Annotated in this window: 1 protein-coding gene; it reads left to right on the plus strand. The window is 59.9% G+C overall.

The genetic code is table 11. The features are described 5' to 3' along the window. A partial coding sequence (locus tag AACW06_RS20780) for a hypothetical protein (protein ID WP_202884147.1) occupies positions 1–212 on the plus strand: 212 nt, incomplete at both ends.

A 212-nucleotide genomic window follows, 5' to 3' on the forward strand; every position in this document is an offset into this window, starting at 1 on the left:
TACCATCGCGGATGCCGCGGACGGCAGCGTGAGCGTGGCCGAGAACAGTGACGGCGTTGAAACCAACGTGACCCTACCAACGGGCGTGGAAGAAGGCGATACCATCACCTTAACCATCACCAACCCAGATGGTAGCACCACGGAGCAAACCTACACCGTGACGGCGGCGGACCTTGCCAATGGCAGCGCCGACATCACCATTCCAAGCTTGA

The sequence above is a fragment of the Vibrio sp. S12_S33 genome (assembly GCF_963889785.1).
Taxonomy (GTDB): Bacteria; Pseudomonadota; Gammaproteobacteria; order Enterobacterales; family Vibrionaceae; genus Vibrio; species Vibrio aestuarianus.